At 56.6% G+C, this 26,706-nt stretch carries 21 protein-coding genes, 1 tRNA gene and 1 pseudogene; 9 read left to right on the top strand and 14 right to left on the bottom strand.

Annotation, left to right across the window (positions count from 1 at the left end; genetic code table 11):
• Window positions 1–78 precede the first annotated feature (78 nt).
• From V7651_RS14210 to V7651_RS14200, 3 genes are read left to right on the top strand one after another with little or no spacing between them, the layout of a single operon-like run.
• Window positions 79–1,815, top strand: a complete 1,737-nt coding sequence (locus V7651_RS14210; RefSeq protein WP_335613527.1) for a carboxylesterase/lipase family protein — start codon at window positions 79–81, stop codon at window positions 1,813–1,815.
• Window positions 1,816–1,874: 59 nt separating this feature from the next.
• Window positions 1,875–2,138, top strand: coding sequence for a DUF4212 domain-containing protein (locus V7651_RS14205; protein ID WP_035541302.1), 264 nt, complete (start codon window positions 1,875–1,877; stop codon window positions 2,136–2,138).
• Window positions 2,139–2,142: 4 nt separating this feature from the next.
• On the top strand, window positions 2,143–3,918 hold the full coding sequence (locus tag V7651_RS14200) for a sodium:solute symporter family protein (RefSeq protein WP_418887251.1): 1,776 nt from the start codon (window positions 2,143–2,145) through the stop codon (window positions 3,916–3,918).
• Between the two features lie 37 nt (window positions 3,919–3,955).
• Here V7651_RS14200 and V7651_RS14195 read toward each other — a convergent pair whose 3' ends face one another.
• On the bottom strand, window positions 3,956–5,653 hold the full coding sequence (locus V7651_RS14195) for a class I adenylate-forming enzyme family protein (protein ID WP_335613525.1): 1,698 nt from the start codon (window positions 5,651–5,653) through the stop codon (window positions 3,956–3,958).
• 675 nt (window positions 5,654–6,328) lie between these two features.
• On the opposite strand from V7651_RS14195, the gene V7651_RS14190 reads away from it, so the two are divergent.
• Window positions 6,329–7,246, top strand: coding sequence for a beta-keto acid cleavage family enzyme (locus tag V7651_RS14190; protein WP_035541299.1), 918 nt, complete (start codon window positions 6,329–6,331; stop codon window positions 7,244–7,246).
• A complete protein-coding gene (locus V7651_RS14185) occupies window positions 7,243–7,665 on the top strand; it encodes an acyl-CoA thioesterase (RefSeq protein ID WP_206741612.1) in 423 nt (140 codons plus the stop codon). The genes V7651_RS14190 and V7651_RS14185 overlap by 4 nt, the downstream gene beginning before the upstream one ends.
• A gap of 35 nt (window positions 7,666–7,700) precedes the next feature.
• Here V7651_RS14185 and V7651_RS14180 read toward each other — a convergent pair whose 3' ends face one another.
• The 5 genes from V7651_RS14180 to V7651_RS14160 form a co-directional block, all read right to left on the bottom strand.
• On the bottom strand, window positions 7,701–8,186 hold the full coding sequence (locus V7651_RS14180; RefSeq protein WP_335613524.1) for a DUF3237 domain-containing protein: 486 nt from the start codon (window positions 8,184–8,186) through the stop codon (window positions 7,701–7,703).
• Between the two features lie 11 nt (window positions 8,187–8,197).
• The gene (locus tag V7651_RS14175; protein WP_335613523.1) at window positions 8,198–9,184 is read right to left on the bottom strand and encodes an NADPH:quinone reductase; all 987 of its coding nucleotides are present in this window, start codon (window positions 9,182–9,184) and stop codon (window positions 8,198–8,200) included.
• A 10-nt stretch (window positions 9,185–9,194) separates the two neighbouring features.
• Window positions 9,195–9,989 carry an SDR family oxidoreductase gene (locus V7651_RS14170; protein ID WP_335613522.1) on the bottom strand — a complete coding sequence of 265 codons (795 nt, stop codon included), beginning with the start codon at window positions 9,987–9,989 and terminating at the stop codon, window positions 9,195–9,197.
• Between the two features lie 72 nt (window positions 9,990–10,061).
• Window positions 10,062–12,242: a TonB-dependent receptor gene (locus tag V7651_RS14165; protein ID WP_335613521.1), complete on the bottom strand. Its 2,181-nt coding sequence runs from the start codon at window positions 12,240–12,242 to the stop codon at window positions 10,062–10,064.
• Window positions 12,243–12,645: 403 nt separating this feature from the next.
• Window positions 12,646–14,277 carry a tetratricopeptide repeat-containing sulfotransferase family protein gene (locus V7651_RS14160; RefSeq protein ID WP_335613520.1) on the bottom strand — a complete coding sequence of 544 codons (1,632 nt, stop codon included), beginning with the start codon at window positions 14,275–14,277 and terminating at the stop codon, window positions 12,646–12,648.
• Between the two features lie 56 nt (window positions 14,278–14,333).
• On the opposite strand from V7651_RS14160, the gene gcvA reads away from it, so the two are divergent.
• The 3 genes from gcvA to V7651_RS14145 all read left to right on the top strand — a co-directional run bounded on the left by gcvA (window position 14,334) and on the right by V7651_RS14145 (window position 18,504).
• Window positions 14,334–15,326 (top strand): transcriptional regulator GcvA, encoded by a 993-nt coding sequence (gene gcvA, locus V7651_RS14155; RefSeq protein ID WP_335613519.1) that lies wholly within the window; start codon window positions 14,334–14,336, stop codon window positions 15,324–15,326.
• Between the two features lie 113 nt (window positions 15,327–15,439).
• Window positions 15,440–16,996 (top strand): carboxylesterase/lipase family protein, encoded by a 1,557-nt coding sequence (locus tag V7651_RS14150; RefSeq protein ID WP_335613518.1) that lies wholly within the window; start codon window positions 15,440–15,442, stop codon window positions 16,994–16,996.
• On the top strand, window positions 16,996–18,504 hold the full coding sequence (locus V7651_RS14145) for a BCCT family transporter (RefSeq protein ID WP_335613517.1): 1,509 nt from the start codon (window positions 16,996–16,998) through the stop codon (window positions 18,502–18,504). Before V7651_RS14150 ends, V7651_RS14145 begins: the two co-directional genes overlap by 1 nt.
• A gap of 45 nt (window positions 18,505–18,549) precedes the next feature.
• On the opposite strand, the gene V7651_RS14140 is transcribed toward V7651_RS14145, so the two are convergent.
• On the bottom strand, window positions 18,550–20,193 hold the full coding sequence (locus V7651_RS14140) for a BCCT family transporter (RefSeq protein WP_335613516.1): 1,644 nt from the start codon (window positions 20,191–20,193) through the stop codon (window positions 18,550–18,552).
• A gap of 415 nt (window positions 20,194–20,608) precedes the next feature.
• A pseudogene (locus V7651_RS18715) lies at window positions 20,609–20,762 on the bottom strand (IS6 family transposase); the annotation flags it as partial.
• Here V7651_RS18715 and V7651_RS14135 point away from each other — a divergent pair.
• On the top strand, window positions 20,688–20,888 hold the full coding sequence (locus V7651_RS14135; protein WP_335591281.1) for a hypothetical protein: 201 nt from the start codon (window positions 20,688–20,690) through the stop codon (window positions 20,886–20,888). The pseudogene V7651_RS18715 and the gene V7651_RS14135 overlap by 75 nt on opposite strands.
• Before the next feature lie 263 nt (window positions 20,889–21,151).
• On the opposite strand, the gene V7651_RS14130 is transcribed toward V7651_RS14135, so the two are convergent.
• The 6 genes from V7651_RS14130 to ychF form a co-directional block, all read right to left on the bottom strand.
• Window positions 21,152–21,241 (bottom strand) — tRNA-Ser (locus V7651_RS14130).
• Window positions 21,242–21,340: 99 nt separating this feature from the next.
• The gene (locus V7651_RS14125; protein WP_335613515.1) at window positions 21,341–21,838 is read right to left on the bottom strand and encodes a Csu type fimbrial protein; all 498 of its coding nucleotides are present in this window, start codon (window positions 21,836–21,838) and stop codon (window positions 21,341–21,343) included.
• Entirely contained in the window at window positions 21,835–24,117 is a 2,283-nt protein-coding gene (locus V7651_RS14120; RefSeq protein WP_335613514.1) for a fimbria/pilus outer membrane usher protein, read from the bottom strand. Before V7651_RS14120 ends, V7651_RS14125 begins: the two co-directional genes overlap by 4 nt.
• A 73-nt stretch (window positions 24,118–24,190) precedes the next feature.
• Window positions 24,191–24,928: a fimbrial biogenesis chaperone gene (locus tag V7651_RS14115; protein WP_035537234.1), complete on the bottom strand. Its 738-nt coding sequence runs from the start codon at window positions 24,926–24,928 to the stop codon at window positions 24,191–24,193.
• A 19-nt stretch (window positions 24,929–24,947) separates the two neighbouring features.
• Entirely contained in the window at window positions 24,948–25,457 is a 510-nt protein-coding gene (locus V7651_RS14110) for a Csu type fimbrial protein (RefSeq protein WP_035537232.1), read from the bottom strand.
• Window positions 25,458–25,588: 131 nt separating this feature from the next.
• The gene (ychF, locus tag V7651_RS14105; protein WP_335592313.1) at window positions 25,589–26,686 is read right to left on the bottom strand and encodes a redox-regulated ATPase YchF; all 1,098 of its coding nucleotides are present in this window, start codon (window positions 26,684–26,686) and stop codon (window positions 25,589–25,591) included.
• Window positions 26,687–26,706 lie beyond the last annotated feature (20 nt).

Here is a 26,706-nt window from a genome sequence, read left to right as displayed (position 1 = left end):
GCTGGAGGGGGCGATCTTGTTTGAGGATCGCTCCCTTCTCGGCGCACATTTTCTGTGCTCGCTTGAGGGAGAAGACGTATGGCGACCAAGGACAAGAAAGATACGGCAGCCGTCGGTCAGGGTATTGCGCGTCGTGCCGTGCTCAAGGGATCTGCACTTTTGGCTGGCGGTTTGGCAACAGCCTGCGCGACGCGCAGTGGAACCACCGCAGATGTGGCACAGGGGCCTCCTCCGAAGGAAGATGAGGGGCCGGCCGTGAGAGCAGGAAAGGATACTGCGATCGTGAACACACAATCGGGCAAAGTTGCCGGGTTCGCTCGCGATGGCATTTTCGGATTCAAGGGCATGCCCTATGGCGCGCCCACAGGTGGCGAGAACCGCTTTCTTCCACCGAAGCCGCCCGTTGGTTGGACAGGCGTGCGAAGTTCACGCCAGTACGGCCCGGTTTGTCCGCAGGACAAAGGCATGGGCCGCTTCAATGACGAAGAAGCCTTCATTTTTCAATGGAATGACAGCGCTGAGTCGGAAGACTGCCTCCGCCTGAATGTCTGGACACCCGGCCTCGAAAAGACCGCGAAGCGTCCGGTCATGGTCTGGCTCCATGGCGGCGCTTTTGCCGCTGGTTCGGGGCACGACCTGCCGGCGTTTGATGGCGAGAGTCTGTCGCGGCGCGGTGACGTAATTGTGGTGACGCTCAATCACCGGCTCAATCTGCTTGGTTATCTCGATCTCTCTGCGCATGGCGACAAGTATGCGGAGTCTGGCAATGTCGGAATGCTCGACATTGTCGCCGCCCTGCAATGGGTCCGCGACAATATTGAGAGTTTTGGAGGCGATCCGGGGCGCGTGATGATCTTCGGACAGTCAGGCGGTGGGGCAAAGGTTTCCACGCTGATGGGCATGCCGGCCGCGAAGGGACTGTTCCACAATGCCGCCGTGATGAGCGGGTCGTTCGGAATGGTCAATACGACCGAGAATTCCCGCCGCCTGACGCACCTTTTTCTGAAGGAGCTGGGGCTTGATGCTTCGTCCGTACAACAGCTTCACACATTGCCCTATAATACGCTGCAAAGGGCGAGTGATGCCGTCTTGCAGCGAGAGAACGCGCCGTTTGACGATTTTGTCGACATTCGCAAGATTCGCAACAATCTCAGCTTTGCTCCCGTTGTCGACGGGAAAGTCCTTCCGGCCTGGCCCTTCAAGGAATCGGCGCCTGCGATATCAGCCGATGTACCCATGATTATCGGAACTACGCAGAATGAGTTCGTGACCGGGATCAACAATCCGGACGCGATGGCCATGACGGAAGATGAGCTGAGCGCGCGCGTCGCGCGTGCCTTCCCGGGCCGAGCAAAGGCGATCATTGCGGCATTCCAAAAGGCGGCCCCTCAGGCAAAGCCTTTCGAACTCTGGTCGCGCATTGCGACCGGGCCCATTCGCGCCGCTGCCATCCGGCAAGCGAAGGGGAAGGCGGATGGCAAAAGGGCGCCCGCCTATCTGTACGAGTTCACATGGCAAACGCCGATTCTCGATGGTCGGCCGATGGCATTCCATTGCGCGGATATCCCGTTTGCCTTCTTCAATACTGATCGTTGTGACACGATGTCTGGCGGGGGGGCAGAAGCGCGCGCGCTGAGCGCCACTATCGCAGATGCCTTTATCCATTTCGCGCGTACCGGCGACCCGAACCATGACGGATTGGTCGATTGGCCCGTTTATGAGAGTGCAACTTCGCCAACGATCATGTTCGGTGAGGATGTTAAGGTGTCACTGAACGGCGATGGGGTCGCATTGTCTACGTTGGGCGATCTTTAGGCGTTTCCAAGCCTCGGAAAGCTATGCAATATTCAGCAGAACGCCGGGGGAGTCGGGCTATGCAAGAGAAGATCGAAATTGACGGCAAGGGCTATTGGCGCGCTGTTTTGCGCCTGACCCTGTCATTACTCGCGATCTGGTTCCTGGCTTCATATGGCGCGGGCATACTGTTTCGTGACTTTCTAGACCAGGTGAAGATCGGCGGCGCCCCGCTTGGTTTCTGGTTTGCGCAGAACGGCGCGATCTATGTCTTCGTTGTGCTCATTTTCTATTACTGCTGGGCCATGGGTCGCCTGGAACGCAAGTTTGGTCTGAGGGGCTGAGATGATGGATCAGGACTTCTGGACTTACTTCTTCGTTGTTCTCACATTTGGTCTCTATATCGGTATCGCGATCTGGGCGCGGGCAGGGTCGACACAGGACTTCTATGTCGCTGGGCATGACGTGCACCCGACCATCAACGGCATGGCTACGGCCGCTGACTGGATGTCTGCGGCGTCCTTCCTCTCGATGGCGGGGCTGATTGCCTTCCTCGGCTATGGTGGCTCGGTCTACCTGATGGGATGGACAGGCGGCTTCGTGCTCCTGGCGCTTTTGCTCGCGCCTTTCTTGCGGGAGTTCGGAAAGTTCACGGTGCCTGACTTCGTCGGCGACCGGTATTATTCGACGACGGCGCGGGTCATCGCCGTGGTCTGTACCCTGTTCATCTCTTTTACTTATATCGCCGGCCAGATGAAGGGCGTTGGCGTTGCCTTTTCCGGATTCCTTGGCGTGCCATTCGAGTGGGGAATCGGGATCGGCATGGTGATCGTGTTTATCTATGCCGTGCTCGGCGGCATGAAGGGCGTGACCTATACGCAGGTCGCGCAATACGTGGTGATGATATTTGCCTATACCGTACCAGCGATCTTTATCTCCCTGATCATCACAGGCAATGCGATCCCGCAGCTAGGGTTCATATCCAATGTGCGTGGGGATGAGATTTCCATGCTCGACAAACTGAACGAAGTCGTCACCGGGCTGGGCTTTGGCGCATATACCGAGACAAGCAAGTCCAAGCTGGATGTCTTCGCCATTACGGGCGCGCTTATGTTCGGGACGGCTGGCCTACCTCATGTGATCGTGCGCTTCTTTACGGTGCGTAGCGCAAGTGCCGCGCGTTATTCCGCCGGTTGGGCGCTGGTGTTCATTGCGCTCCTGTATACGACGGCGCCTGCCGTTGGCGCGTTCGCGCGTCTCAACTTCGTAAATACGGTCAATGATGCGACCTATATCGAAGATGGCGAAGATTACGACACGACAGCCGCGGCCATTGTTGCAGAGGGCGGCAAGCCGGTACCAGTCTGGTACAAGGACTGGGAGAAAACGGGACTGCTCTCCTATGAAGACCTGAACGGCGATGGCATCATGCAGTATCGCGGACCGAATGCGCCTGACGGACTGCAAAACGAGTTGAAGCCAAGCAATGATATCTTTGTGCTGGCGAATCCGCAGATCGCGCAGCTGCCTGGCTGGGTGGTCGGTCTAATGGTAGCTGGTGGTCTCGCCGCTGCGCTGTCCACCGCAGCGGGCCTGCTGATGGTGATATCATCGGCGGTCAGCCATGACCTTTGCCGGAAGACCCTTTTCAAGGACATGAATGACAAGACAGAGCTGAGAGTAGCACGCGGCGCAGCGGCTTCCGCTGTGTTTGCAGCTGGCTTGCTGGGGATATTCTCGTCCCAGCTCGGCTTTGTCGCACAGGTTGTCGCCTTCGCGTTCGGCCTTGCGGCCGCCTCGCTGTTTCCGACGATCTTCCTCGGCATCTTTTGGAAGCGCATGAACAGGGAAGGTGCAATCGCATCCATGATCTTCGGATTGGTCGCGACCTTCACCTACATCGTTTATTTCAAGTTCGTGGATCTGGATCCGACGCACTGGTTCCTTGGCGTATCGCCCGAAGGGATCGGCTTCCTGTTCATGCTAGGGTCGTTGGCGGTTGGTATGGCCGTGTCACTGATAACGGCGCCACCCCCGCAGGAAATCCAGGACATCGTGGAGGATATCCGCGTTCCGGGCCTGCGGAGGACTTTATCTGTCGCGCAAGAACATTCCGCGCCCTAGCGCGCGGGTAGCAGGCAACATGCAGTCCGTCTGTGTATCAGGTGGACTGCAGTTCTGAACTTAGACGGTCACGCAGTTCGCGTTTGATGAACTTACCGCTCGCGTTGCGTGGCAGGGCGTCATCAAGGAACCAGATGTAACGGGGGACCTTGTGCTTCGCCATGACGGTAGCGCAATGGTCGCGCAGCTCCGCCTCCGTGAGGCTCTGCCCTGCATTCAGGACAATGGCGGCGCCAACTTCTTCTCCCAACCGGTCGTCCGGTACGCCGAAGACACAGCACTCTGCTATGGCAGGGTGGGTGTAGAGCGTGGACTCGACCTCGGCGCAGTAAATGTTTTCGCCGCCGCGTAGGACCATGTCTTTCTTGCGGTCGACGATGAATATGAAGCCGTCTTCGTCAATGCGCGCGACATCACCTGTATGAAGCCATCCATCGGTAATGGAATCTGCAGTCGCTTCAGGGCGGTTGATATAGCCCTTGATGACTGAGGACCCGCGGACCCAGAGTTCACCTGTTTTGCCGGGGGGAACGGTCTCGCCCATGTCATCGACGCATTTCGCTTCGAAATTCGGCATGGCGGGGCCAGCGCTGTCCGGCTTGTCGATGAAGAAGTCACCGGAGACCGACGTTATGATACCGCATGTTTCGGTCATACCATAGCCCGTTCCGGGGCGCGCGGTGGCAACCTGGGACTCGATCTTTTTGACTAGGTCAGGCGGCACCTGCGCGCCGCCTCCCGCCAAGGACGTAAGGCTGGATGTGTCGGTTGAGGCAAAGTCGGGATGGTTGATGAGCTCGCGTGCCATGACGGGCACGCCGCTCATCGCGGTTACGCCTTCGCGCGCGATGAGGCGGAGCGCTTCGCCCGCATCCCAGCGATACATCAGCACGAGTGTGCCGCCGGCCGCGGTGACCGCGTACGCGCCGCAATTGTTGGCGGTGACGTGGAAGAGGGGCGTCGTGATCAGGGTCACGGGGACAGGCGGATCTTCAGGAGGCGCCACGCCTGTGGCCCGCTGTGTCGCAAGCGAGGCCGAAGTGGCCGCATAGACCATGTTGAATAGGTTAGAGACGCAGCCCCGGTGCGTGAGTTGCGCACCTTTTGGGTGGCCTGTGGTGCCTGACGTGTAGAAAATGCAGCAATCGGAATCTGGGTCCACAGGGATATCCGGCATCGCTCCGTCATGCGCGATGACCTCAGACCAGGGGGGGACGTCTGCGCCAGCATCAGAAATTCGTATACCGACTAGCTTGGTTTTGTTTGCGACTTCCGGTCGTTCACGTATGCGATCAAGACGTTCGGCATCTAGAAAGACAACCTTCGGCGCCGAATCGGTGAGTGCATAGGCCATCTCTTCCGCGGTCCACCAGGCATTCATGCCAACCACGGCAATGCCACTGCAGGCGCAAGCCCAGTATATGAGCATCCATTCGGGATAGTTGCGCATGGCGATGGCCACACGGTCGCCAGCCTTGACGCCCTGGTCGGTCAACCAGGCAGCGACGGCGTTCACCTGCTCATGTGATTGAGCGTATGTAAGCCGCTCATCGCCATAGATGAGATAGGGGCGATCAGCGAATTCGGCTGTCGACAGCCAGAATTCTCGAACACTGGAAGGGGCATTCTTGTAGGTCCGGATTCGGTTGCCAAGTACCTCGGCTTCTATGATTTCAAAGTCGCCACCTGGCCCAGTCAACTCTTCACGAGCTTTCAATAATTCGGCGTAATGCATGTTTCTTCCCAATGATTTTGGGCAATCATACACGCAAGCTCACCAAGGGGAACACATGGCGCCGGGGCAAGCAGTGTGATCGGTAATTTGGCTTCGTGCGCGAGCCTGCGGGCAAAGAGGTTTTTAGTAGGTTGAATGATCAAAAAGCAGGACTCCGTTGCGAATTAAGTTTCATAATTACAGGGAACTGGGGGGCTCAATCGCGGCGCCATCTATCGTGTTCGAGCACGTTTTGAGACTTTTCATTGCAGGTCGGACGCGAGATGCCGATACGGCACTTACCGCTAGGGCTTCGCGTGGAGTGAATCCGGGGGCAATAAATGCCATCCGGCTTGCGTGCTCTGCTGTTCTTAGTGCTGCTAAAAACCAACATCTCGTGGGGTCAATTTAGGCAGGTTGATTTTAAGGTAGGCGCGACGAAATGCTGACCCAGAATTTGCCGTGAATCACTTGATTTAATAGTGAAATTCCCCCTATAATCAGGACTTAACAACTGCCGTTTACCGAGAGCGCCGCACCGTCTGATGCGCAAGCACAGGCCCATGAATTCGGCGCATTCAATTTCGGCGTTTTGCGCGTGCGGGCGACGTTTAAACAGCTTCTGCCATGAGCATCCTTGCGCAGGACAACTAGCGGCGAGATACAGGCGATCGTTCAGGCGGTCGATTAGCATTTATGAATCGGAATATCATCATTACCTGCGCCGTTACGGGGTCGGGAGATACTGCAGATCGTTCACACCACGTGCCGGTCACGCCAAAAGAGATCGCGCATGCTTCAATCGAAGCGGCAAAGGCAGGCGCTGCCATAGCGCATATTCATGTGCGGGATCCAGAAACTGGCGCGCCGAGCCGTGATGTGTCGCTCTACCGGGAAGTTGTTGATCGTATCCGGGATGCCGATACTGATGTCGTTATCAACCTGACAACTGGCATGGGCGGTGATTTGTATCTTGGGCCTGACGCAGAGCCGCTCGACCTGACAGATGACACAGACCTTGTGGGCCAGAGGGAGCGCATGGCGCACGTCGAGGCCCTGCTGCCGGAGATATGCTCACTCGATTGCGGATCATTCAATTATCCGGGCGGAAACTATGTGTATGTCTCAACGCCAGACATGCTGCGCCTTGGCGCGAAGCGCCTCCAGAAGGTAGGCGTGAAGCCCGAGCTGGAAGTGTTCGAACTCGGCCACATCTGGTTTGCCAAGCAATTGCAGAAGGAGGGGCTCTTAGACTCCCCGCCACTCTTTCAGGTCTGCATGGGTGTTCGCTGGGCTGCCGAAGCGACGCCACGCAACTTCATGAACATGGTCGACAACCTTCCTGACGGCGCAAATTGGTCGGGGTTTGGTCTTGGGCCGGATGAAATGCCAATGGCGGCGCAGGCTGCGCTGCTGGGTGGGCATGTGCGTGTTGGTCTTGAGGACAACCTGTATCTTCAAAAGGGCACGCTTGCTTCGAATCCGCAATTGGTGGAGCGGGCGCGTTCAATCCTCGAAAACATGGGGGCGAGCATCCAATCGCCGGCCGAAGCCCGAGAGACCTTGAGGCTTACAAAGCAGGCGAAGCCCGCTCTGGCGAGAACGTCAGCATGATGTACAGTGCATACAAGGGCGTTGCGCATCCATGGCTGTGTGATGTGATGGGGCACATGACGACACGCCACTATGTGGCGATGTTCGATGATGCGTCCTATCACTTCCTGAATGAGGTCTTCGGTTGGATGCCGGGGGCCTCTGATGGCCCGGGTTGGGTGGATGTGAAACACACGATTACGTATGAGGATGAAGTGGCCGCGGGTGACCTCCTTGAGGTGCGGGCGGCCCTTGCCAAGATCGGCGGAAAGTCAATTACTGTGATCTATGAAATGCACAATCTTACCAAGGGCGGGATTGCGGCAAATCTGGAGAGTGTTTCGGTATATTTCGATCTGACGGATCGCAAGGCGATTACCATTCCAGATGCGCTTCGTGCATCGGCACAATCATTTCTGCAGCCGGGCGACACCGGCTAATCTCTAAGCATCGTCATTGCGGAAATAAAGATAACTCAATGTAGAGCTTTATATTTTGGCACTTGCAAAAGTGGGTTGATCGCGAAAACACGATACTCAACGCCGGTCCGGGTTTCGCGTCCTTCGCCTATTGCTAGTGTTTCGTTGAGCCAGGCATATTCTGGATGGCTTGTCTCGAATTGCATCTGAGAGAGAAACAGCGTCTCGCCGAATTCGCAATCGTGTCCAGCTGCGAGACGGGCATCGACCTCGTCATTGAATTTGTAGAGGCCAGTGTAGGTGACATGAATGAGCGCGTCATCATCGGTGGCGAATGTTTTGCGTACATCTAGTCTTGCGAGACCATTGGCCCCTTTGATCATCCAGTCTCCGCCGCCTGGCAGGATGCGCCCGCGGAGGCGTTCGCCTTCGAACCGTCCCTCGCCGATTATGTATGTAATCCGATGTCCGAAGGGTGTGTCACCGATGGGCTGGACTGCCGCCAGCTCATTTCGAAATGTGAGAAGCGGAACCAGTTGCACGAATGAATATCCTATATGTCGATAATTATGTTGCCCATTTCGCTCGCCGCCTCGACGATCTCATGTGCCTTGGCGGTGTCCTCAAGCGGGATACGTTTGGCGATTGCATGGGATATCTTGCCGCTGGCGAGGGCGATGTTGAGGCCCTCAACGGTTTTCTTGCGGTCTGCTTCGCTAAGCAGGTACACGAGATACATCTTGAGCGTGACATTTTTGAACATCAGATCATAGAAAGGGAGTGCCGGTTTTGGGTCTGCCATAGAGCCATAGGTCGCGATGACTGCGCCAGCTTTGAGCACGGGAGCTACCTCCGACAGATTGCCGCCAAATTCGACCTCAACAACCCGGTCCACACCTGCTCCTTGGGTCAGGTCAGAGATCTTCTCGTGCACAGATTCCGTTTTGTAATTGATCACGTGATCTGCGCCAGCGCTTCGCGCGTGGGCGGCCTTGGCTTCGCCGCTAACCGTCGTGATAACTTTTGCACCGCCATATTTGGCGAGTTGTATCGCGTAATGACCGACAGCGCCCGCGCCGCCTGTGACCAGGATTGTCTGGCCTTCGACCGCGCCATCTGAAAATACGCCGTGATAGGCGGTGCTGGCCGGAATTCCGAGACAAGCGCCGGCGTCAAATTCCGTATTGTCAGGCAAGGGGATGGCTTGTGCGCTTGGAGTTGCGAGAAGCTCCGCGCAGGTCCCGAAAGCGCGGCGCCAGGCGGCATTCCAGATCCAGACGCGTTGGCCTATGCGGGAAGCATCAACGCCTTCGCCTACAGCTTCGATTATGCCTGCGCCGTCTGAGTGTGGAATGACTCGCGCAAAGGGGATGGGTCCGCGCAGGCCCGCGCGGGACTTCACGTCGGAAGGGTTCACCCCAGACGATTTAATCCTGACAAGGACTTCGCCCGGGCCGGCATCGGGCGATGCCATCTCTCCGAACTGCAGGACATCTTGAGCAGGGCCCGTTGCTTCATACCAGACAGCTTTCATCATCATTTCCTAAAGTTCAAAGTTGGGCCAGCGACTCTGTATGGCCATCCACACCGATGGCCTGGCCGGATATTTTCGCGCCGGCATCCGAGACCAGGAAGAAGGCCATTGCGGCGACATCATCGGCGCGAACAAAGGTTCTGAGAGAGCTTTGCCGCTGATAGTCTTCCCGGATTTTTTGAGGTGACACGCCGCGTTTGGCGGCTTCGCGCTCTATGACACCGTCTATCCTTGGACCTTCAACACTGCACGGGCAGAGCGCATTGACCCGAATGCCATGAGGGCCGAGTTCCATGGCCAGCGTCTTGGTCAGGCCGACAAGCGCCCATTTGGCTGCCGTATAGGGGGAGCGCATCGGGAATCCGAACAAGGCCGCATTAGAGGCCATCATGACGATAGAGCCGCCCCCTGAAGCTTTCAGCAGGGGGATAGCGTATTTCGCGCAATAGAACTGGGCGTTGAGATCGACATCTATCGTGCGGTGCCAATCCTCAATGTCTACGTCCTCGCAGAGCGCGGTCGGACCGGCAATACCTGCATTGTTCACGAGTATATCGAGTCCGCCCATCGTTTGCTCGGCGGCTTTGAAGAAAGCCCCGACTGCGGTTGGATCAGCTACGTCGACTTCAAATCCATGAAGCCTGGCGTAGCTGCCGCTCAGCCGAGATATGGCAGCGCCATCCACATCACAGATGCAAACAGTTGCGCCCTGTTCGAGAAAGTGGCGCGCCATAGCGAGTCCTATGCCGTTTGCGCCCGCCGTAATGACAACGCGCTTGCCCTTAAGAAGCCCTGAGGAGTCAGAAACCATTTCGTTTACTCTGTGTCGGTTGGATCGTCTCGCCTGCGCTTTTCGAGTGCAGGGGAGGATAGGGTCGGAGCTTTAGAAGCGCTGGTAGAAACTTACGCCGATCGTTCGTGGGCGATTTGTCGTTATCCGCTCGTCATAGGTGGCTGCATTGCGATTGAGCTCGGCGCGTTCATCCGCAACGTTGGTGACGTAGAGGCTTGCACCCCAGGCGTCGCGATCAATTCCGGTCGACAGGTTCACGATGGAATAGGCATCCTGTTCCTGGCGCGCTGCGACGAAGAGGTCGTTGTAGCGCTTGCCAACATAACGATAGCTGCCCTGAGCAAAGGCATCATTACCCATGAAGTCGAACTCGTAACGCCCGGTCAGCGCCAACTTGAGTTTAGGTATATCGGGAAGCTCAGTCCCGGCAGGGGCGTCGACATTCTCCCCAGACAAGTTGCGGATATAGTCTTCGGTCAGTTCTGCCTCGATCCAGGATGCGGCCCCGTTGATCTGGAAACCTCCTGCAAGGAGCAGAGAGAAGTCTGTCTCGATGCCGCGCGACCGGGCTGTGCCAACATTGGCTGTCAGGCCGAGGGGTGATTCTGCAGGATCGAACCGGGTGATTTGGATGTCATCCCAGTCCATATTGAAGATGGCGCCGTTCCAGCGCGCACGTCCGTCCCAGAAGGTCGTCTTCCAGCCTGCCTCATAATTTGTGATGAGATCTGATTTGTAGACAGCAGGAATATTGGACGTCGAGGCGCGGTTGTTGCCGCCAGGGCGGAAGCCTTCGGAATAGGTTACGTACACCAGAGCGTCCGGCGTGAAATTGTAGCTGAGATTGCCTTTGAAGACATCGCCACTTTCGCCGGACGATAGATCAACGAGCGGGCTGCCTGAGAACAGTGTTCCCACGGCACCTTTGAGGTCGCTTTCGGTCTCAAAGAAGCGTGCGCCGATTGTCCCGGTCAACTTCTCGGTAAAATCGAAGGCAACTTCACCAAAGAGCGCCTTTTCCTTTTCCTTGCGAGCCTGATCGGTGATGAAGTAGGCATCATCAGGATAACCGCTAAGTAGCGGGTTGGCATTCACACTCCGGTACGCAGGAATCGTCGGGATATGCCAGACGTTCAGATAGTCGTGCTCAGCGTCCTGATAGAACAAGCCCGCAATGAAACGCAGGCGTTCGGACCCATCGTTTTGGATGCGCAGTTCGTGCGTCATCGTTTTGTGCTTGTCGTCACTGTCATACTGGATGCGCGGGTCGGTACAGGTCGACTCGTCCAGCGTGCCTGAGCTGTAGCAAGAATAGTAAGGTATGTAGGCGGAATATTCTGCATAGGCAGAATAGTCGACATTATACTCGACTTCACGGTCGAGATAGGAGCCGGCATAGGTGAGCTGAAGCGCGCCGACATTGCCTTCGACAGAGAGGCCGGCCTGAGTGAACTTGTCCTGACCGCTATCATCGAAGAAACGGGCGACTTCGAGGTCTCCGATATCCTCCGGATCGTGATCCCACACACCATTAGTCTTCTGGCGCTGATGCATGACTTTCGCCGTGGCAGTCCAGTTTTCGTTGAGGTCGATCTTCAGGGCAGCGCGCGCGCCAGTATTCTCCTCGGTGTTGAAATCATCTTCTACGTATGCGGCATTGTCGACAGTGATGTTGCCGTAGGTGAATGTTTGAGTTGCTGGGACGTTGTCGATATAGCCGCCATCCTTGGAGTGCCATCCGACGATACGGAGGGCTGCTTTCTCGCCGAGTGGCAGGTTTGCGAATCCTTCCACTGAGTAGCTCTCGCTGCCTTCCTTGGTCGTTCCGACGGATAAGTCATAACCAGCTTCAAAGCCTGCGCTGCTTGGGGCGTGGGTGATGATCCTCAGCGTCCCGGCCTGGGATCCTGCCCCATAAAGCGTGCCTTGTGGGCCCGCGACAGCCTCGACGCGCGCGATATCGTACATATGCACATCAAGCACGCGGCCGATCGTGGTGACGGGCTGGTCGTCGAGATAGACGGCGACGCTGGGGCTTGACCCGGACTTGTTGCCGTCGCCGCCGGAGGAGATGCCGCGCATGAAGACTTGCGAGTTGCCAGGCCCCTGGCCAGCGAATGAGACGCTTGGCAGCAGCGCGACATAGTCTTCAAAGTTTGTAACGCCTTGGGAGGCAAGTTCGGAGCCGCCAAGCACCTGAAGGCTGGCGGGAACGTCTTGGAGGTTTTCAGTCCGCTTCTGCGCTGTCACGGTAACCGTTTGCAGTTTCATGGTCGAAGACTTGTCTGGCGTACCCTCTTGTGCGGCGCTTTGGCCTGCTGCAACCACGCTGGCGAGCGCGAATGCTGACGCTTGTGCAAGCAGCTGCTGCCGACTTCTCCACATTTGGTATGACACTTTTTTATCCTCCCTGAAGCAGCTCATCCGATATTTCGGTACGGAGCCTGCCTGACAATTTTTTACGGCTCGTGCGGGTGCCTTCGCACAAGAAGCGAGCGCTGCTCTCCCATCCTCCATGGCTAGTGGGACGCTGCTTCGGTGACAAAAGATGATTTGTCACGAATACATGAATACAATTCATGCGATGGGCAGAAGCTAAGCGAGGCTCAGGCTGTTATGCACTTTATCTAAGGGGGGAATAGAAGTGATGTGCGCGCGATGAGGTCAACATTTTCTATTGCTTGTAGGATCGCAGTGTTTCGCCAAGCGCGGTTTTAAGAGGGCTCAGCCATGGTTCATAATTTTCCCATTGGTCCAGTCCGGACGTGAATATCGGCTGGCGCACCTGTTCTGAACTCGCTGTTTTCACCGCGCGGCGATTCTCATAGAATCGAAGGCAGGCCTCCTCAAAGGGAAGGCCGCAATGCGCCAGAAGCCTCCGGACCTGTGTTTCGGTGTCCGCCACCACATTTTCATATTGCATGTGAAGGACATGGCCCGGCAGCACGTGATGCCAGTGCCGCATCAACCTGACATAATCGGCATAATAGCGACCGATATCCGTCAGATTATATGTGAAATGCTGCCCCTTGGCGAAGAGCTGCTTGTATCCACTGAAGCAGCAGGCGAGGGGATGACGCCGTGCATCAATTATCGTCGCATTGGGCAGGATCAGTTTGATCAGGCCAATATGGGCGAAATTGTTTGGCATCTTGTCGATGAAGAAGGGCGCGTCGGTCCTGTGGATGCGCGTCCGCTCTATGTATTCCTCGCCGAGGGCGGTGAGGTCCGAATCTGTCAGGCTGCTTATGCCGAGAGGGTAATTCGATTGATCTCCGGCGCGTTTCTTCTCCGCGATGCGGCGGGCTATGGAAATGATGTCCGGTAGTTCCTGAGTGCCTTCGACCTGACTATGGCTGGCCAGGATTTGCTCCAGCAGGGTCGAGCCTGCTCGCGGGAGCCCAATGATGAAGATTGGGGCCCGGCTCTGGTAGCCGGCATTTTGTCTGGACGCAAAGATACTCGCTGCAAAATAGTCGGAGAGCTTTGCCATGTCGGCCTGGTTCTCGTCGGCATTGTAAGCAACGAGGCGCCGCTTGATGGCGTTGCCGCGTCGGTACCAAGTGAAAGACTCCTCATATTCTCCCCGGTCTTCGAGCGCTTTACCGAGTGCGAATGCGAGATGATAATAGTCTTCGCGGTCTATCGTCTCGCGGGCGGCGACGCGGCGCATTGTATCGATCTCTTCATCCGAGAAACGAAAGGTCTTGAGGTTCGCGAGGCTCCAGTAGGCATCGCCGAGATCGTCCCGCATGGCGCGTGCCGCATTATAGGCGGCGATGGCTTCATCTTGGTCTCCGACAGTTTTCAAGCTATGCCCGAGGCTCATTTGGAGCCCCGCAGTGGCAGGCGCACGCGCAAGTACGTCACGATAGATGGCGATAGCGCTGGTATGATCACCAATGCGCACCAGTGTGTTTGCTTTCAGAACAAGATAGCCGGGTTGCGCGGGCTCAGAAGCGAGCAGCGCATCGAGTTCAGTCAGTGCTGCTTCGAATTTGCCCCGACGTCCGAGAGCATTCGCATAGCTTCCGCGCGCCAGGCGAAAGTCGGGTGCCAGTTGAAGGGCTCGTTCCAGCAACGCCTCGGCATCCTCGAGGCGACCGACCTCCATGCCGATCTCGGCGAGCAGACGCATTGCGTTCACATCGAGAGGGTCTCGTTTGAGGACGATGCGGCAAAGTGGTTCTGCTTTGCCAAACGCGCCAGCCATTATGTGGCTTGCGGCCTCGATCAGTTCAGGGTGGCCAGCGGCCCGCAAGGCGTCAGCCTCCGCCAAGCGCACATCTGAGGATTTGTCTGTCATCTAGGCAGACTGGCCGAGATGGCGCTGACTGACAAAGGTAAAATTGCATCTGGCCCTTGAAAAAATCTCATGTCACATTGCAATTTATGAAACGAACGCTTCCTCCCCTTACCGCCCTAAAAGCATTTGAGGCGGCTGCGAGGCTCGGCTCGTTCCGCCAAGCGGCTGAAGAGTTGAGCGTCTCCCAGTCTGCCATCTCTCATCAGGTGAAGCATCTTGAAGAGCAGTTGGGTGTTGAGCTTTTTGTGCGCACGCCGCGTGCCGTTGAGCTGAGTCCTGCAGGTGCGGAGTATTTTCCAATCATACGGGAGGCATTTGACCGGATCGCTGACGGCACTCAGCAACTCCTCCGTCCCCAGGAAGAGAATATCCTTACCGTTCAGATGTATTCGACATTCGCAGTCCGCTGGCTGATGCCACGACTGCATACATTCCAACAGGTGCATCAGGACATAAAGGTTAGGGTGAACTCCTCGCAGATGGACGCAGACTTTTCGGAGCACGGAATAGATCTTGCTCTCATGATAGGCCAGCGCCGTCGTAGCGGGATACATTATGAATATCTCTTTTCTCCGACAATGCTTGCGGTTTGCAGTCCGCGCTACAAGGAGAAATCGGACCTTGAAGGTCGACGACTTGAATGGCCCTCAGATCTTTCAAATCATCCCATCCTGCAGGTTTACCCGTCCGCCAATGACTGGCTAGTCTGGCTTGAGGCCAACAAGGTTGATGATGTCGATCCGGATGCCGGGTTACGCTTTGACAGCTATGATCACGCTCTGAAAATGGCTTCAAGAGGGATGGGTGTTGCCTTGGCTATGCAGCCTTATGTTGCAGAGGATATCGAGGCTGGGCATCTGGTCGATATATTCCCGGAGCGACGCGTGCGTACGATCGGCCACTGGTTTGTTACCTACCCCAAAGAACGCGCAAGCATTCGCAAAATCCGCCTGTTCCAGGAATGGCTGAAGGATCAGATTGCCGAGGACGAGACACTCGCGCCCTTGATCGACCCCGCTATGGCTGCGCCCGGTGTGGTAGAGGGATGAGCTAAATTCATCTACAAGCGAAGTTTATTCGTTTGTCGCAAAGTTCTGTCGGCGCATAAACTGGACTCTGGACGAGTCCATCCAAGTGACTTGCCGATGGGGAGGCTTGCAAGATGTGGCAACGCGCACAGCTGATCACAGCTTTGGCGATAGGCGCCGTCGCCTGCCTTTCAGGTTGCCTGGACTCGAAGTCACTGTTTTCGGCGGACACTGCGCCAACGATGGTTGCTGGCGGAGAGACGCTGGTAGGCGTCAGGTTGGAGTCTGGAATCTCGGCTTATCTGGGCGTGCCATATGCGGCTGCGCCGGTAGGTGACCTGCGTTGGCGCCCAGCCGAGCCGCATGTAGTAAGGCAGGGCAGTATTGATACCTCGCATTACGGACCGGCGTGTCCTCAAAGTCAGGGCAATCCCGAATGGTACCGGATGGTGGCAGAGGGGTTCGGCCATGACGCCGCGGCTATTCCAGACCTCACAAACATGGACGAGGATTGTCTTTATCTGAACATATGGACACCAAGCCGCGAAGGTTCGGCCGCGTTGCCTATAATGATCTGGGTACATGGCGGCAGCAATGTGAATGGGTGGGCATATGAGCCAAACTATATTGGTGCCCGGCTCGCGGGGCAGGGAGTTGTCGTCGTTTCCATAAACTATCGCATGGGTTCACTTGGTTTCCTGCCTGTTCCATTTGAGGGGGCAGGCGATATGCCTTCAGGAAATTACGGCATCTCCGACATCATCGCGGCTGTCCAATGGGTGCGAGACAATTCGGCGGCATTCGGTGGAGACTCCGATAACATCACGCTATTCGGTGAATCGGCCGGCGCTGCTGATATTTATGCCCTGCTAAAAAGTCCACAAGCGGATGGAATATTCCGGCGTGCTATTCTGGAAAGTGGTGCACTGGGGCCGGGCGACATGCCTTCTTTTGACATTGCTCAGGCACGGGCGAAAGAGATGTTCTCCAAGGCAAATATTACCAGCGTTGAGGCCGCGCGCGCGCTTCCGTGGCGGGACCTCGTGGACCTCCACAATGCGACGGGGGTAGATTATTACCACGGTCCTGTCGTGGATGGATATTGGGTGAGCGACACTGAGCGCTTCCATGACGATGTGGATGTCATCGTCGGTAGCAATCTGAACGAGATGCTTATGTACATTGGTGGATCGGACGCGGAAATGCTTGCCGAGGGCCTGGCATATTATCCAGTATATATTCGCTCCTCGCTTCTGGCCCTTCCCATGTTTGAAAATCGATCTGCCCAAGAGATCGCGGATGTATTGTCCACGGCTTCGCAGTTCCATTGCCCCTCCAGAAGGATAGCGGACATGGCTGCTGGACGGGGAAAGGACTCATTTCTCTATCGCTTTACACGCAAGCGGGTGGGCGCTGATGCCTATGGTGTCTATCATGGCGCGGAAATTCCCTACGTCTTCGATACGCACGACGATTGGCTGCCAACCAATGCAGATGATCGCAAGTTGACGGCGACTATGATGGCGTACTGGAGCAATTTCGCACGCAGCGGAAACCCGAATGGGCCTGGATTGCCGGAGTGGCCGGTGCATGCGCCCGGTCAGAATGTTGTGCAGGAGCTAGGCGACCATGTGGGCGCTACAGATGATTTCATGGCGCCGCTTTGTGATGCGCTGAACGGGAGCAATTGATGACAGGCAAGCCTATCGACAAGACCGTCTTCGCGCTGGCTGTCGCCACATCGCTGCTAGTCTCAATTCCTCTTATCCTGTTCAGCAATTCGATAGGTCCCGGAATTGTTGAACTCTATGACTGGACGGCCAGTAATCTCGGCATCATTTATCAGTGGGCGGCCATTGGTGCGATGGCTGCCGCCGGGTATCTCGCATTCGGTCCGTATGGTCATATCAAGCTGGGCGCCAAGGATGACGTCCCGGACTTCTCGACACTGAGTTGGGTCGCCATGCTCTTCTCGGCAGGCGTCGGCGGCGGTCTTCTGTACTGGGCTGGTATCGAGTGGACCTATTACTATGAAGCGCCGCCCTTTGGCGTTGAGCCTAGGTCAGCTGAAGCCATTCGATGGGCGACGAGCTATGGCCTGTTTCACTGGGGCATCAGCGCTTGGTGTATTTACGGCCTTCCCTCGGTAGCGCTGGCCTACGCCTTCTATAACAAAGGCGTGCCGTACCTGCGTTTCAGCGCAGCAATATTGGGCGACAAGTGCACGACCTCGCCATGGGGAAAGCCTCTCGACCTGATCTTCATGATCGGTCTGATCGGCGGGGCAGGCACGTCACTTGCCCTCACCGTGCCTGTCATTTCTGCCGGTATGGCGGAACTGTTGGGCATTGCGCGATCAACGGCTATGGACCTGATCGTTATTGCGGTCTGTGTCGGCCTCTTCGGGGTGTCCGTCTATCTTGGCCTCGAGAAGGGGATCAAGCGTCTCTCCGATACCAATTTGTGGCTAGCCTTGCTCTTCCTGGCATTCATCCTGATCGTCGGCCCTACCGGCTTCATCCTCACGATGGGTACCGAAAGCCTCGGGCACATGATGTCGAACATGTTCACCATGATCACCTATACCGACCCGATCGAGAAAACCGGGTTCGTGCAGGACTGGACGATTTTCTACTGGGCCTGGTGGATTGCGTTTGCGCCCTTTGTTGGCATTTTCGTCACGCGCATCTCGAAGGGACGCACAATTCGGCAAGTTCTGCTTGGCATGTCCCTGTTGGGAAGCCTCGGTGTGTGGACCTTCTATATCATATTCGGGAATTACGCGTTGCATCTCGAGCTCACGGGGGCGCTGCCCGTTGTCGATATGGTCCACGAAGACGCGCCAGCCGCCATTGCAGCCATCATAGCCCACCTTCCGCTTGGCAAGGTTGCGCTGGCAATCTTTGTGGCTGTGACGACTGTCTTTGTAGCGACGACATATGATTCTGCCAGCTACACGCTGGCGTCTGCCGCGACGCAGGCTTTGCATGCTGGTGAAGATCCCGCTCGCTGGCATCGGCTTTTCTGGGCGGGCGTGCTTGGGCTGCTTCCCGTTGGCCTCATGTTTATTGGCGGATTGAAGGTTGTTCAGTCGGCCGTGCTTCTGGCGGGTCTGCCAATAGCAATCGCTGGCGTATTTATGGTGCGCTCACTGCTTCGATGGTTGAAGGAAGATGCTTCAGCCACTGAAAAGGCTTAGCCGTAAGTGCCTGTTCCTAAATGAGCGCGGTATCTTAAAGACCGATTAGTCGGCATCGCTCTCCGGCAAATCGGATGCGGTATTTTGCATTTCTCGCCACTCATCCCGCATGCCGATATAAAGGCTTAGGCAGCACGCGAGCAGGATGACTGTGAATGGCAGGGCTGCCGTTATCGTGCCGGCCTGAAGTGATCTCAGCACGTCTGTTCCGCCACCATACAGCAAGGCGGAAGCTGTTAGCCCCAACATGCAGGCCCAGAACACACGTTGGGCGACCGGCGCATCCGTCTTTCCGCCGCTCGTGATCGTGTCGACGACCAGCGCGCCGGAGTCTGCCGACGTTACGATAAAGACGATCAGTAGAAGAATGGCGATGCCTGATGTGACTTCCGGAAAGGGCATATCGTGAAGCATTTCAAATAAGGTGATCGACGCACTTGTCATGTCGCCTGCTAGTTCGCCCGTGCCGGACTTATGTTGGGCGATAGCGGTCTCCCCGAAGGCAGAAAACCAAATGATGCAGATCGTGAAAGGTGCAATCAACACGACAGAAAAATACTCGCGCACGGTGCGTCCGTGCGAGATGCGTGCGATGAACATGCCCACGAATGGCGACCAGGATATCCACCAGGCCCAGTAGAAAATTGTCCAGTCATGGAACCAGACAATATCTTCGCGTCCAACCCACGTGGTAAGGGCGGGCGTGTCGATGATATAATCTAGCAGGTTTGTCCCAATTCCGGTGAATATGACCAGCGTTGGCCCAGCGATAATGACGAACATGAGCAATGCGAAAGCTACGCTCATATTTATATTGCTCAGCAATTTGACGCCACCATCCAGGCCTCGAAGCACGGACAGGACGGCGAGGCCTGTCATTGCAAGGATGAGAAGAATCTGGATCAAGCGCGTCTGTTCAAAACCGAAAAGGTAAGCAAGTCCGCTCGTCGCTTGCGTCGCGCCAATGCCGATGGTTGTCGCGAGTCCGAAGACTGTCGACACGACGGCGAAAAGGTCAATGATGTGGCCAGGCCATCCCCATACGCGCTCGCCGAGTATGGGGTAAAAGGCGGACCGGATACTTAGCGGAAGCCCTTTGTTGTGGGCGAAGAAGCCCAATGAAAGGCCAACGATTGCGTAAATGGCCCAAGGTGCCACGCCCCAGTGGAATATCGTGGCACTAAAGGCGAGGCGCTCTGCAGCCGGCGTTCCGGGCTCGACGGCTAGCGGTGTCCCGGCCCAATCCGTGTAATATGCAAGGGGCTCAGCTGCGCCATAGAACATGAAGCCGATTCCCACGCCCGCAGCGAAAAGCATCGCGACCCATGAGTGAATCTTGAAATCAGGTACGGCCGTGGGGCCGCCCAGACGTATGCGACCGAGCGGGCTGATGGCCAGTGAGAGCGAGAACAGAAGGACGATCACCGGCGTGATGGCAAATAGCCAATCTGCGCTTTGCAGAGTCCATGTTTTGGCGTTGGCCATGGCGAGGCTCGACGCCTCTGGAAAGATCAATGAGACGGCCGAAAACAGGATGACCAATGCTGCGCTCGTAAAGAAGACCGGGTTATGAACATCCAGTCCAATCACCTCCACATTGTCCTGCCCAATCTCATATTCGGTTTCGTATGGGTTGCTCGCGGAGAGATCAGGTTCGTCGTCGGGCAGTACGGGAGGAATTGAGGTCATCCCCGCCTATTGCAGATTTCTTCTCGATAATCAAAATGATCTCACGCCTATGACGCATTGCCTCGCGCAAGATTTCGTAAATACCATGACAAATTAGGGCCCTGTGTAGCCTCTTGTCAGGTGCTATAGGAAATGTCGGTCGATAACCTTTCTCTTATCAAGACAAAAATTAGCGCCCCTTTGCGAGCTACCGCCCTCGATAGATCGCCCTATCCGCTGCATGAAACATTTTCGTACAGTTTCAGCGATCTTCCTGGCTGGGAGCAATCGATACTGATTTCTGAATTGGAAAACTTCGACTTCGCTATTGAATGCCGAGATCCTTCATGCTGCTCCGGTCCCTGATATTAGTGATCTCCGCCCAAGCCCCTCAGGGCATTTTATTTCCCTTCTCGAAGTCTGCTTTGAGGATTCTTCGCATCGACTCTGATCGCCGCCTTCGGATCTTGTGAACGAAGTAGGTGCCGAAACGATCGACCCAGACGGACGCGTTCATGGCAAATCTCGATCCCACGCTCGTGGAGGAGGTCTTCTACATTGAGCAGAGACAGCGGGAATCGGACATATATCATCACGCCAAGCTGGATGATCTCACGCGAGGTTTTGAAGTAGCGGAACGGGTTCTTGCTCATAATCCGAGGCTAAATAGCAAGATCAGTCGCCCTGATGCCTTCACACAATTCCCAGAAAAGTAAACTCGCTCGGAATGCTTTCCTCTTGGCGATTTGCTCATCGTGGCTTCGGAGCGACCATCGCAGTTCGTCGCGGTAGAGTTTGGGCTGGAGATGGGAAGGCTGAGTTGAAATCGATTGCCACGCCGCGTGATGTATTTTGTCCACTGGAGGCTCATCGCGAGCCTCCCGCGCGGGAGTATTGGAACAGTAAATTGGAACACCTGTTGCAAGTCGAAACCGAGCGTATTGCTAGGTGTTTGATTTGTTTGAAGTATCTACAAAAGTGGCGGAGAGGAAGGGATTCGAACCCTCGATACGCGTTAACGTATACGCCCTTAGCAGGGGCGCGCCTTCAGCCGCTCGGCCACCTCTCCACACGAACCTAGTCGTCTATTGAAACAGGAGCGGAACCGCAAGTCCTGCCTTGCGTGAAAACGCATACGACCCCTCTCACGCATACCGGACTTTGTTGGTCAGAAGGTCACGGTTGCCACAAGGGAGTCGGAATAGCTGCCTGCCCCAACTGGCTGGGCGGGGGGGATGCGACCATAGACCGGGAAAGCGTCGGTCCTGGGAACGAGAAGGCTGAGGGAATAACCGTTGCTGAGCGTGACGGTACCTCCCGCTCCATTGCCCCAGATGCTAGTTCGGGCCGGAGTAGTGTACAGGTTGTAGGGGAGTGTTGTTCCGCCATTGGCCATAGTGCGAGCCAGCGATGTGCCGCTGCTGCCGCTACTCAGGGAAATTGTGTAGGAAACGGTTATGCTTGCGACGAGCGCCCCGCATGTCACACGCACCTCGCCGGTCGCATCATGGTTGGATGCGCTTAGCGGATCATAGGCGCCGAAAGACAAGTCATCCGCGCTGATCGAGCAGCTGCATCCAATGCCGGTGCAAGTTGCGTCTGCGCGTTCGCAGAAGATGATGACCAGCGCCAAGAACAGGCTAAGAGGGATGAAGGCGGGTCTCATGCCGGAGCGCCTTGGTTGACCAACTGGCAAGTGATCGTACCGAGGTCCGTGATTGCCATGTTCGTTTGCCCCGCGGGGCCGTGGAGACTTGCCACGCAGGTACCCGTATCTGATTCATGCGTCAGGTGGGTCAATGTGTCAGCGTCTGGAATGAAGACACGTCCGTCACTTCCGACGACATAAGACTTGCCTGTTACCCGATCTTCAAGCCGCGTCCCCGTCTCGAGCGGCCGCCCATCGGGTCGAACGACATGCGCAATCACATCCGCATGATGTGAGATGCCGAACTCCACCCGATGCCCGGTTCGGAATCCCGGCACAAGTGTTACTTCGGTCTTGGAGAAATCAGCTGTGAGAGGCAGGTCTGTTGGTTCGAAGGCAACGACATTTGTCTCATGGTTCCGAATGTCCGAGATGACCAGCCTTCCTCTCTTGTCGGTCACGCCGGCCAGCTGCCTGTCATGATAGACGCGAACGCCAGCCTCGCCGTTTAGTTCGACCAAGGCCATGCTGTCAGTGATAGCCGGGGCCACGACAAGTTCACTGCCGAAATAAGCCAGCCCGCCACGCAGTCCCAGTCGTCCGGCTCGGCGGCCCTCAATATCGCTTACGTCGGCAGAAGCCTCGCCGACGGCGCCACGATAGACCATGCCGCCCGCGAACCGATCGATGCCATCCCTTTCCATCTCAATATTATAGCCCAGCCCACCGCTGCGCGGCGCGCTCCTGCGAAAACGTGCTTCGACGCCTAGGTTGTTGTTGCGGTAATCCAGTCCCGATGCTGCGGTTCCATCGGATCCAAAAGGAACTGAAACGCGCAAGCTCGCCAGGAATGTGTCATCAGGCTCGGTTGCCTTGAGTGCCGATATGGCGATGGAGGCGCGCTTCCATCGGCTGTTGAGGCCAAAGCCTACAGCTGAATAATCCTTACCCGTACGTGCGTCCTGTTTGACCCAGTTGAGCGTGGCGGCCCCGATGGCATCGATATTCCATCCGACAAAGGCGCGCGCTGTTGTGCGGGGCAGGGCGCCGTCTTCGCCGATGCGCTTATAGGCTTCAGAAGCGTAAGTCACGGTCGATCCCAGGGTGAGGGACCGGCTGCGGTATTCGTGGCTTAACTGGAACTGGCTGCCTGTATGCCCGTCGCTACCTGAAAGCGCTGCCGAGGTTTCGATGACGCCGAAGTGTGTGCCTGACTTTGTTGCCGATAGGCCTGCGATATAAACGTCATCGGAGATTTCAGCCCGCGCGCCCATGGTCAACGTATCAGTCAATCCGCGCGCGTAGCCCCCCGCGAGAAAGGGGTCGCTATAATGGTTGGACTGCAGCCCGAAATCCTCTCGCAGCCAGCCAGCTTCAAGCGAATAGTCGGCAAGGCCCGGGCGCAGCAGCTGGGGCGCCGCATAGAATTGCGTCGTGACAATCGTTTCCCGCCCGAGCACATCGGTAACGACGGCCTGCGCTGTGCCCGCGCCAGTGACAACGGGCAAATCCGTAATCGTGAACGGTCCGGGCTTGAGACTGCCCTGAAAACGCTCTGTGGCATTGATCAGAACAGACACTGTTCCCGGCACGGTCGCGTCGCCGGAGAGTGACGGGGTAGGGAAGGTCAGGATGTCGGGGCTGAGGCTGAAGTCGGTGCCCCATCGCACTCCTCCGAAGCGCACCGGGATACCCCATGTTCCGGCATCGCTGACCGTATCGCCCAGTCGCAGACGCCGGGTCGAGCCGGGATCATCTATTGTCCAGTTTGATTCAAGGCGTATGCATTCGTTCGAAGGCTTTGAAATGCAGAACATGTCGTTCAGGCCAGTGCCCCAGGGGGTGAACAGGCCTGTTTCGGCAAAGCCCGCGACTGAATCGCCTGTGTCGCCGAACTGCGAGTATAGATCATAATTGATGAATAGGCCTGGTGTTACCGCCGAATAAGCCGGTTGCGCGCCGCTGTTCAGATCCAGTCTGTTGGACTCATAACACTCGGTGCTGCAGGTAATGTCGAGACGGGTATGGTCTGGCGAGAAGCGTACTTTTGCATCGCCAATGGCGCTGACCGGTACGTAGTCCTGGCCGCGTACTTTTTCAAAGCCAGCCGGAATTTTAAGGCCTGCTTGGCCGAGATAGGCTTTAGGGAGCCAGATAATGCCGTCCCGTTCGACAATCATGAGCGGGTCCGGCGAAACCTGCCCATTGAGGCGTGTCTCGACAATATGGAATGTGTCAGTTGTAGACGACAGGAAGCCTCTCAGACCGAGCGTACGCGAAAGGGAAGCGGCGACCATGCGGCCTCCCTCTCTCGCAGCAGGCGTGTCTGCATACACCAGACTGCCAGCGACGGCGCCCGGTACAATAAGACTAATCGTCAGTCTGGTGCGGAACACTTGCATTGCCCGCTGCGAGGTAAAGCATTTGCGCATTTGAGGCGTATGTCGGCGCTAGTTCAGCCGTAATAAGAGCGTGGGGCACACCCATCAGCGCTTCCGAACATATAGTGGCCTCAGACGCTGGCAGGATGTATTGCTGGACGGGGACCATCTCAGCCGGGCCGTTGTGGCCGCCTATGCCAATAATCTTCTGGTACGCGTTGCCCTCGTTTCGCAGACGGATGCACAAGGCGCCGTCACGCTCGCGCGCATCGGCGAGTCGGAGATTGGTCTGAGGTGCATTTGCGGGAACAATTACAGGCAACAGGAACTCCATGCGGATACGAAGGGCGTTCGCGGCGTTCGGGCTGGCGGGGGTGATATCTCGAACGCGTATCCGATATGTCTCTTCGCCATCGCTATGTGTAGAGGCCGAAGCGAGACCAACGCGGACCAGGGTTTCTTCGCCAGGCGCAAGCGATGTCACCGGAGGCGTGATGATCAGTGTCGGAGCCTTGGATAGTTGGTCATTGCCGTCCCGTTGCCGCCATGAAAACCCGGTCAACTCGTACGTCTTTTCTGTCGCCCCATCATTGGCCAGCTTCAAGGTGGCGATGGGGCGGTCTCGCTCCAGAGTGATCATTGTTGGGGCGATTTCGAGAGCGTTTGCAGACGGGAACAGGGAGGAAACTGCGGCCCCCAAAACGGCGACTTTCATTCGTGTGAACATCGGAATTTCCCTCCGCCTGCTAGTACGTAATCGTTGCGGTCACTGTGTCAGAATAATCACCGGCAGGTTCGCCTTGACCTGCAGGCATGCGTCCATAAACAGTCAGGTCCTGAGAGGCGCCACTCCCGGTGCCGGTCACTTCTGCAGAGCCACCCGTACCATCACCCCAGACTGTGCCATAGCCTGCGTTCGTGTAGAGGTTGTATGAGAGTGTGTTGGAGCCATCCGTCATGAGGCGGGCCGGGATCGTACCACCGCCCGTGGTTCCGGCATTCAGCGCGACGGAATAGCTCGCGCCTGACGTACAGGTAACCGAAATTGTCGATGTAGAATCAAGCGGCGTCGGCGACAGTGCGTCGTAAGTGCCGAAGTCATGATCGGCCGCCGAAATATCGCATGCTGCAATAACTGTTACAGTTACATCGAATGTATCCGTATCGGTCGCGGCATTGGTCATCCCCCATGGCAGCAGGAGCCCGGCAAGTGCAAGGATGGTAGATGGGCGGTAGTGAAAACGTATTCTCTGCATCGCGATTTCCCAAGCTGCATCCCCACAGCTAGGAATGTCTCTCCGGAAGGTAGAATGATGTGTATACCTTACGCGATAGTTAATTCTTGCTCATATCTACACGCTCAAAATGATGTCAGTGAGATCCCTCCTCAAACGTTGAATCTGAAGTGAAGCACATCGCCATCCTGCACGACATATTCCTTGCCTTCCGCACGCATCTTGCCGGCCTCTTTTGCGCCCGCCTCACCGCCATTGGCGACAAAATCGGCATATGCAATAGTTTCGGCGCGGATAAAGCCTTTCTCGAAGTCACCATGGATGACGCCGGCCGCCTTTGGGGCCGTCCAGCCGCGCCGGATGGTCCACGCGCGCGCTTCCTTTGGGCCGACAGTGAAATAGGTCTGCAGGTTGAGCAGGTCATAGCCAGAATGGATCAGGCGCGTGAGACCGGGCTCTTCCAGTCCGAGCGTCTCAAGATATTCGGCGCGGTCGGCATCGTCGAGCAGGGCTAGCTCGCTCTCGATCTGGGCCGAGAACACCACGCAACCTGCGCCTTCTTCCTTGGCGCGCTCCATCACACGTTCGGAATGGGCATTGCCGGTGGCGGCGCTGTCTTCATCGACATTGGCCACGAAGAGGACGGGTTTGGATGTCAGCAGCTGGAGCATGTTCCAGGCGCGCGTCTCGTCCTTGGGCACGGCGGCCTTGCGGGCAGGGCGGCCTTCATTGAGTTCAGCCAGGGCGAGGTCGATCAGCGCAACCTGCGCCTTGGCATCCTTGTCACCTGATTTAGCTTTCTTCTCGACCCCGGCCTTGCGCTTGTCGAGGCTTTCGAGGTCAGCCAGCATCAGCTCTGTTTCGACAACTTCAAAGTCTGCAATCGGGTCGACTGTGCCGCGGACGTGCGTGATGTCATCGTTCTCAAAACAGCGTAGCACGTAGATAACCGCGTCGGTTTCGCGAATATTGGCCAGGAACTGGTTGCCCAGACCTTCGCCCTTGGACGCGCCCTCAACAAGGCCAGCGATATCGACGAAGTTCATTCGCGCCGGAATGATCTCCTTGGAGCCGGCAATCCGGGCCAGTTCATTCAGCCGGGGTTCTGGCACAGCGACTTCACCAACGTTCGGCTCGATCGTGCAGAACGGATAGTTGGCGGCCTGTGCGGCGGCCGTCTGCGTAAGCGCGTTGAAGAGCGTCGACTTGCCTACATTGGGCAGGCCCACAATTCCACATTTGAAGCCCATTCCGGCCTCCTTTTTCTGAC

The organism is Hyphomonas oceanitis (assembly GCF_036964545.1).
Taxonomy (GTDB): domain Bacteria; phylum Pseudomonadota; class Alphaproteobacteria; order Caulobacterales; family Hyphomonadaceae; genus Hyphomonas; species Hyphomonas oceanitis.
This window is presented reverse-complemented; position numbering and strand designations above follow the sequence as displayed.

Excerpts from the sequence above, each read along its gene's own strand:
- V7651_RS14210 (WP_335613527.1), top strand. The coding sequence starts at position 79 with ATGGCGACCAAGGACAAGAAAGATACGGCAGCCGTCGGTCAGGGTATT.
- V7651_RS14205 (WP_035541302.1), top strand. The coding sequence starts at position 1,875 with ATGCAAGAGAAGATCGAAATTGACGGCAAGGGCTATTGGCGCGCTGTT.
- V7651_RS14200 (WP_418887251.1), top strand. The coding sequence starts at position 2,143 with ATGGATCAGGACTTCTGGACTTACTTCTTCGTTGTTCTCACATTTGGT.
- V7651_RS14195 (WP_335613525.1), bottom strand. The coding sequence starts at position 5,653 with ATGCATTACGCCGAATTATTGAAAGCTCGTGAAGAGTTGACTGGGCCA.
- V7651_RS14190 (WP_035541299.1), top strand. The coding sequence starts at position 6,329 with ATGAATCGGAATATCATCATTACCTGCGCCGTTACGGGGTCGGGAGAT.
- V7651_RS14185 (WP_206741612.1), top strand. The coding sequence starts at position 7,243 with ATGATGTACAGTGCATACAAGGGCGTTGCGCATCCATGGCTGTGTGAT.
- V7651_RS14175 (WP_335613523.1), bottom strand. The coding sequence starts at position 9,184 with ATGATGATGAAAGCTGTCTGGTATGAAGCAACGGGCCCTGCTCAAGAT.
- V7651_RS14170 (WP_335613522.1), bottom strand. The coding sequence starts at position 9,989 with ATGGTTTCTGACTCCTCAGGGCTTCTTAAGGGCAAGCGCGTTGTCATT.
- V7651_RS14165 (WP_335613521.1), bottom strand. The coding sequence starts at position 12,242 with ATGAAACTGCAAACGGTTACCGTGACAGCGCAGAAGCGGACTGAAAAC.
- V7651_RS14160 (WP_335613520.1), bottom strand. The coding sequence starts at position 14,277 with ATGACAGACAAATCCTCAGATGTGCGCTTGGCGGAGGCTGACGCCTTG.
- V7651_RS14150 (WP_335613518.1), top strand. The coding sequence starts at position 15,440 with ATGTGGCAACGCGCACAGCTGATCACAGCTTTGGCGATAGGCGCCGTC.
- V7651_RS14145 (WP_335613517.1), top strand. The coding sequence starts at position 16,996 with ATGACAGGCAAGCCTATCGACAAGACCGTCTTCGCGCTGGCTGTCGCC.
- V7651_RS14140 (WP_335613516.1), bottom strand. The coding sequence starts at position 20,193 with ATGACCTCAATTCCTCCCGTACTGCCCGACGACGAACCTGATCTCTCC.
- V7651_RS14135 (WP_335591281.1), top strand. The coding sequence starts at position 20,688 with ATGGCAAATCTCGATCCCACGCTCGTGGAGGAGGTCTTCTACATTGAG.
- V7651_RS14125 (WP_335613515.1), bottom strand. The coding sequence starts at position 21,838 with ATGAGACCCGCCTTCATCCCTCTTAGCCTGTTCTTGGCGCTGGTCATC.
- V7651_RS14120 (WP_335613514.1), bottom strand. The coding sequence starts at position 24,117 with ATGGTCGCCGCTTCCCTTTCGCGTACGCTCGGTCTGAGAGGCTTCCTG.
- V7651_RS14115 (WP_035537234.1), bottom strand. The coding sequence starts at position 24,928 with ATGTTCACACGAATGAAAGTCGCCGTTTTGGGGGCCGCAGTTTCCTCC.
- V7651_RS14110 (WP_035537232.1), bottom strand. The coding sequence starts at position 25,457 with ATGCAGAGAATACGTTTTCACTACCGCCCATCTACCATCCTTGCACTT.
- ychF (WP_335592313.1), bottom strand. The coding sequence starts at position 26,686 with ATGGGCTTCAAATGTGGAATTGTGGGCCTGCCCAATGTAGGCAAGTCG.